4 protein-coding genes are annotated in these 4,548 nt (G+C 71.0%); 1 reads left to right on the top strand and 3 read right to left on the bottom strand.

Going from position 1 to position 4,548, the window contains the following annotated elements; genetic code table 11:
* Nucleotides 1-913 (top strand): lytic murein transglycosylase (locus VOI19_RS14905; protein WP_323793752.1); only part of this gene is annotated, 913 nt, incomplete at its 5' end.
* Nucleotides 914-1,042: 129 nt separating this feature from the next.
* Here the strand turns inward: VOI19_RS14905 and VOI19_RS14900 are convergent.
* From VOI19_RS14900 to VOI19_RS14890, 3 genes are all read right to left on the bottom strand, one after another.
* Nucleotides 1,043-1,474: a hypothetical protein gene (locus VOI19_RS14900; RefSeq protein ID WP_323793751.1), complete on the bottom strand. Its 432-nt coding sequence runs from the start codon at nucleotides 1,472-1,474 to the stop codon at nucleotides 1,043-1,045.
* A gap of 97 nt (nucleotides 1,475-1,571) precedes the next feature.
* Nucleotides 1,572-2,570, bottom strand: coding sequence for a porphobilinogen synthase (gene hemB, locus VOI19_RS14895; RefSeq protein ID WP_323793750.1), 999 nt, complete (start codon nucleotides 2,568-2,570; stop codon nucleotides 1,572-1,574).
* Between the two features lie 136 nt (nucleotides 2,571-2,706).
* Nucleotides 2,707-4,431, bottom strand: a complete 1,725-nt coding sequence (locus VOI19_RS14890) for a uroporphyrinogen-III synthase (RefSeq protein WP_323793749.1) — start codon at nucleotides 4,429-4,431, stop codon at nucleotides 2,707-2,709.
* Nucleotides 4,432-4,548 lie beyond the last annotated feature (117 nt).

The following is a 4,548-nucleotide window of genomic DNA, read 5'->3' as shown; positions in this document are numbered from 1 at the left end:
GGCGCTCTCGGCCTACCAGCGCGCCGAGGCCGTCATCAACGCCGCCGACAAGGCCTGCAACCTCTCCTGGCAGCTGATCGCCGCCATCGGCCGCGTCGAGTCCGACCACGGTCGCTACGCCGGCAACGCCCTCGACTCCGACGGCGTCGCCAAGCCCGGCATCTACGGCATCGCGCTCAACGGGTCCAACAACACCGCGCTGATCCGCGACACCGACGCGGGCCAGTTCGACAACGACACCACCTACGACCGGGCCGTGGGGCCGATGCAGTTCATCCCCTCCACCTGGTCGGTCGTGGGAGTCGACGCCGACGGCGACGGCGTCCGCAACCCGCAGGACATCGACGACGCGGCCCTCGGCACCGCCGTCTACCTCTGCTCGGGCAACGACGACCTCTCGACCCTGTCGGGTCAGCGCAGCGCGGTCTTCCGCTACAACAACTCCAACGCCTACGTCGACCTCGTTCTCTCCGTGGCCGACAACTACCTCGAGGGCGACTTCACCTCCGTGCCCAACGCCACCGCGTCGGCCGGCTTCCTCACCCCGCTCCCGGGCTTCACCGCCAACGGTCCCCGCGACACCGGCCCGTCGCCTGCCCCGCAGCCGACTGCGCAGCCCGCGCCGTCCGGTTCCGGTTCCGGCTCCTCGCCGTCCGAGCCCTCCCCCGAGCCGACCCCGGCTCCGGAGTCCGGCGACAACAACCCCGGTCCGAAGCCGCCGGCCAACCTGCCGCTGCCGACGCTGCCCCCGGTCAGCCTCCCGGCCCTGCCGCAGACCAACGTCAAGCCGGTCGACGAGATCCTCACCAACGCCCAGGCGCTGGTGCAGTGCACCCTCGACGGCCTGATCGACAACCCGCTCTCGGCGGTCGACAAGTTCGACCAGTGCGTCAAGGACTACACGGGCAAGTAGTCCGACCCAGCTCGCTGACACCACGACCCGCCAGGCCTTCCTGGCGGGTCGTGGTGCGTCAGCGGCCGCGCACCGCGCTGCCACCTCGGGAGCGCCTCAGGAGCGGCTCTCGATCGGCTCTCGATCGGCTCAGCGCCGAGCGATACGAAATGCCCCGTTGTCCGTCGCATAGACCTCGTCAGTCCCCGGAGAAGACGTGAACTCGACGGCGAAGAGGTAGCGCCCCGGCTGGGGGAACCGGACGACGAAGCGCGCCCTGCCCTTCTCGTCGACCTGCCGACGCTTGCGCACCTCGACCTCGCGCTTGGCAGCAGCACCCTTGGCGCCGACGGCTGTGAGGACCATCCGGCCCTCGACGGCGGACCGCGGCGAGCGAGTCACCTTGGCCTTCACGACAGTTCGCCGACCCTCGACCAGCGAGCCGGTCACCTTCGCCGTGACCACCGCCGAGGGCGACTCCGCTCCGGCCGCGGCGGTGCCGACCTGGCCACCTGCCGCCCCCAGGGCCAACGCGGGCCCCATCAGGGCAGCAGCAGCACGACGGACGTGGACGTTCTTCATCTGAGCTCCCGAAAGCATCAAGGGCGCGTGTGCGCCGTGCTCATGAGATCACGGATCGGTGCTTGAAACGCACCGTTCGGTCCACTTCGCGGGCGGGTCAGCGAGCGAGCAACCGAGCGGCCTCGGCCGCCCAGTAGGTGAGGACGACGTCGGCGCCAGCACGTCGGATCGAGAGCAGCGTCTCGAGGATCGCCGGCTCACGGTCGATCCAGCCGTTGGCGGCGGCGGCCTCGAGCATCGAGTACTCACCGGAGATGTTGTAGGCAGCGACCGGCACGTCGACGGCGTCGCGCACCCGGCGAAGCACGTCGAGGTAGGCCAGGGCCGGCTTGACCATCACCAGGTCGGCGCCCTCGGCGACGTCCAGCAACGCCTCGCGCACGCCCTCGACCGCGTTGGCGCCGTCCTGCTGGTAGGTGCGGCGGTCGCCCTGGAGCGAGGAGTCGACGGCCTCGCGGAAGGGGCCGTAGAAGGCTGAGGCGTACTTCGCTGAGTAGGCCAGGATCGCGACGTCGGTGTGGCCGGCGCCATCGAGGGCCTGGCGGATGACGCCCACCTGACCGTCCATCATCCCGCTGGGCCCGACGAGGTCGACTCCGGCCGCGGCCTGGGCGCGCGCCATCTCGGCATAGATCGCCAGCGTGGCGTCGTTGTCGACCCGCCCGTCGCCCGTCAGGACGCCGCAGTGGCCGTGATCGGTGAACTCGTCGAGGCACAGGTCGGCCATCACGGGCAGCGCGTCGCCGACCTCGCCGACGACGTCACGGATGCTGCGGTTGAGGATCCCGTCGGGGTCGACGGCGCCCGTGCCCTCGGCGTCCTTGTGCTCGGGGATCCCGAACAGCATCACGCCGCCGAGGCCGAGCTCGGCAGCCTCGGTGACCGCAGCGAGCAGCGACGAGCGGGTGTGCTGCACAACGCCCGGCATCGACGAGATCGGACGGGGCCCCTCGGAGTCGCCGAGCCCCTCACGCACGAAGACCGGCAGCACGAGCTGACGGGCCTCGAGGGAGGTCTCGGCGACCAGGCGTCGTAGGGCCGCGGTCGTGCGTAGCCTGCGCGGCCGGACGACGGGGTGTGTGATGTCGCTGCTCATGAGGCCTCGCTTCGAGTTGGCTACCGGGGTGGCGGCCGACTCTCGGCTCACCGGGTTTCGAGGCTCGTCGCTGGCGCTCCTCGCACCTCAACCCTCTCGCGAATCTCGCTGATTCACTCGCTGCGCTCGCTCCAGCTCACTTCGCTCGAGCCTTGCGACGGGCCGAGGGCTTGCGCTCCGACGGCTTGGTGACCGGCTCGCCGGCCTCCACCATCGACTGACGACGCGAGGCACCGAAGGCGGCGAGCGCGCTGACGAGCTCGTCGACATCAGGCTTGGGCGAGAGCACGTCGACCCGCAGGCCGTGCTCCTCGGCGGTCTTGGCCGTGGCCGGCCCGATCACGGCGATCACCGTGGAGGGGTGCGGCTTGCCGGCGATCCCGACGAGGTTGCGCACGGTCGAGGAGGAGGTGAAGACGACGGCGTCGAACTTGCCGCTCTTGATGGCGTCGCGCGTCGGCGCCGGCGGCGGCGTGGCCCGCACGGTGCGGTAGGCGGTGACGTCGTCGCACTCCCAGCCGAGGTCGACCAGACCGGCGACGAGGGTCTCGGTGGCGATGTCGGCGCGCGGCAGGAAGACCCGGTTGATCGGGTCGAGGACGTCGTCGTACTCGGGCCAGTCCTCGAGCAGGCCGGCGGCCGACTGCTCCCCCGACGGCATCAGGTCGGCGCGCAGGCCCCAGGCAGCGATCGCGGCAGCGGTCTTGTCACCGACCGCTGCGATCTTGAGGCCCGAGAAGGCGCGGGCATCGAGGCCGTACTCCTCGAACTTCTCGCGCACGGCCTTGACGGCGTTGACAGAGGTGAAGGCGATCCACTCGTAACGACCCTCGACGAGACCGCGCACGGCCTTGTCCATCTGGAGCGGGTTGCGGGGCGGCTCGACCGAGATGGTCGGCACCTCCTCGGGCACGGCGCCGTAGCCACGAAGACCGATGGAGAGCGAGGCGGCCTGGTCCTTGGTGCGGGGCACCAGCACGCGCCAGCCGAAGAGCGGCTTGGTCTCGAACCACGACAGCTTCTCGCGCAGACCGACCACGTCACCGACCACGGTGATCGCGGGCGGCGTCATGCGGGCCGCGCGGGCGTCGGCGGCGATCGAGTCGAGGGTCGAGATGACCGTCTGCTGCTCGGTCGTCGTGCCGACCCGCGTCATCGCGACCGGGGTCTGCGGCGAGCGACCGGCGGCCACGAGGGCCTCGGCGATCTCACCGATCTGACCGACGGCCGAGAGCAGCACGAGGGTGCGGTTGTCGGAGTACTCGCTCCAGTTGATCTTGTCGCCGCACGTGACGACCGAGACCTCGCGGTGGTCCTTGTTGGTCAGCGGGATCCCGGCGTACGCCGGCACCGCGGCGACCGACGAGACGCCGGGCACGATCTCGAAGCCGAGGCCGGCCTTGGCGCACGCCTGGGCCTCCTCGGGGCCGGAGGCGTAGAGGAACGGGTCGCCCGAGAGGAGGCGCACGATGCGCACGCCGCGCTTGGCCTGCTTGACGACGACCTTGGCGCGGGCGGCGTGGGTCAGCGGCTGACCGTCCTCGCCGAACCCGCCGTCGACGAACTCCGGGCCCTGCGGCTCGTCGGCGTCAGCAGCGTCGGTGGCGTCGACGCCCTGGTCGGCCTCGACCGGCTCGACCGGCTCGGGGAGCCCGAGGAGGTGGCGCACCATCGGGGCGTGCTCGGAGGACTCGGTGATCACGACGTCGGCCTGGCGGATCAGGTCGACCGCGCGCACCGTGAGCAGATCGGGGTCGCCCGGCCCGCTGCCGACGAAGGACACCCAGCTGCGGGCGATCCGGTCGGCGACCGTCGTGGCGGCGGTTGCGGCGGAAGAAGAAGCGGTCTTGGCTCGCGTCATGCGTGTGCACCTCTGCTGAGTCGTACGTCGTGTGTGCGGCTGGCTGGTCGTGCTGGTGCTGCTGGTGCTGCTCGTCGTGCTGGTCGTGCGGGCCCGAGCCCTAGGGATCCGTCATGG

Origin of the sequence: Nocardioides sp. (genome assembly GCF_034670285.1) — a bacterium.
Lineage (GTDB): Bacteria > Actinomycetota > Actinomycetes > Propionibacteriales > Nocardioidaceae > Nocardioides.
This window is presented reverse-complemented; position numbering and strand designations above follow the sequence as displayed.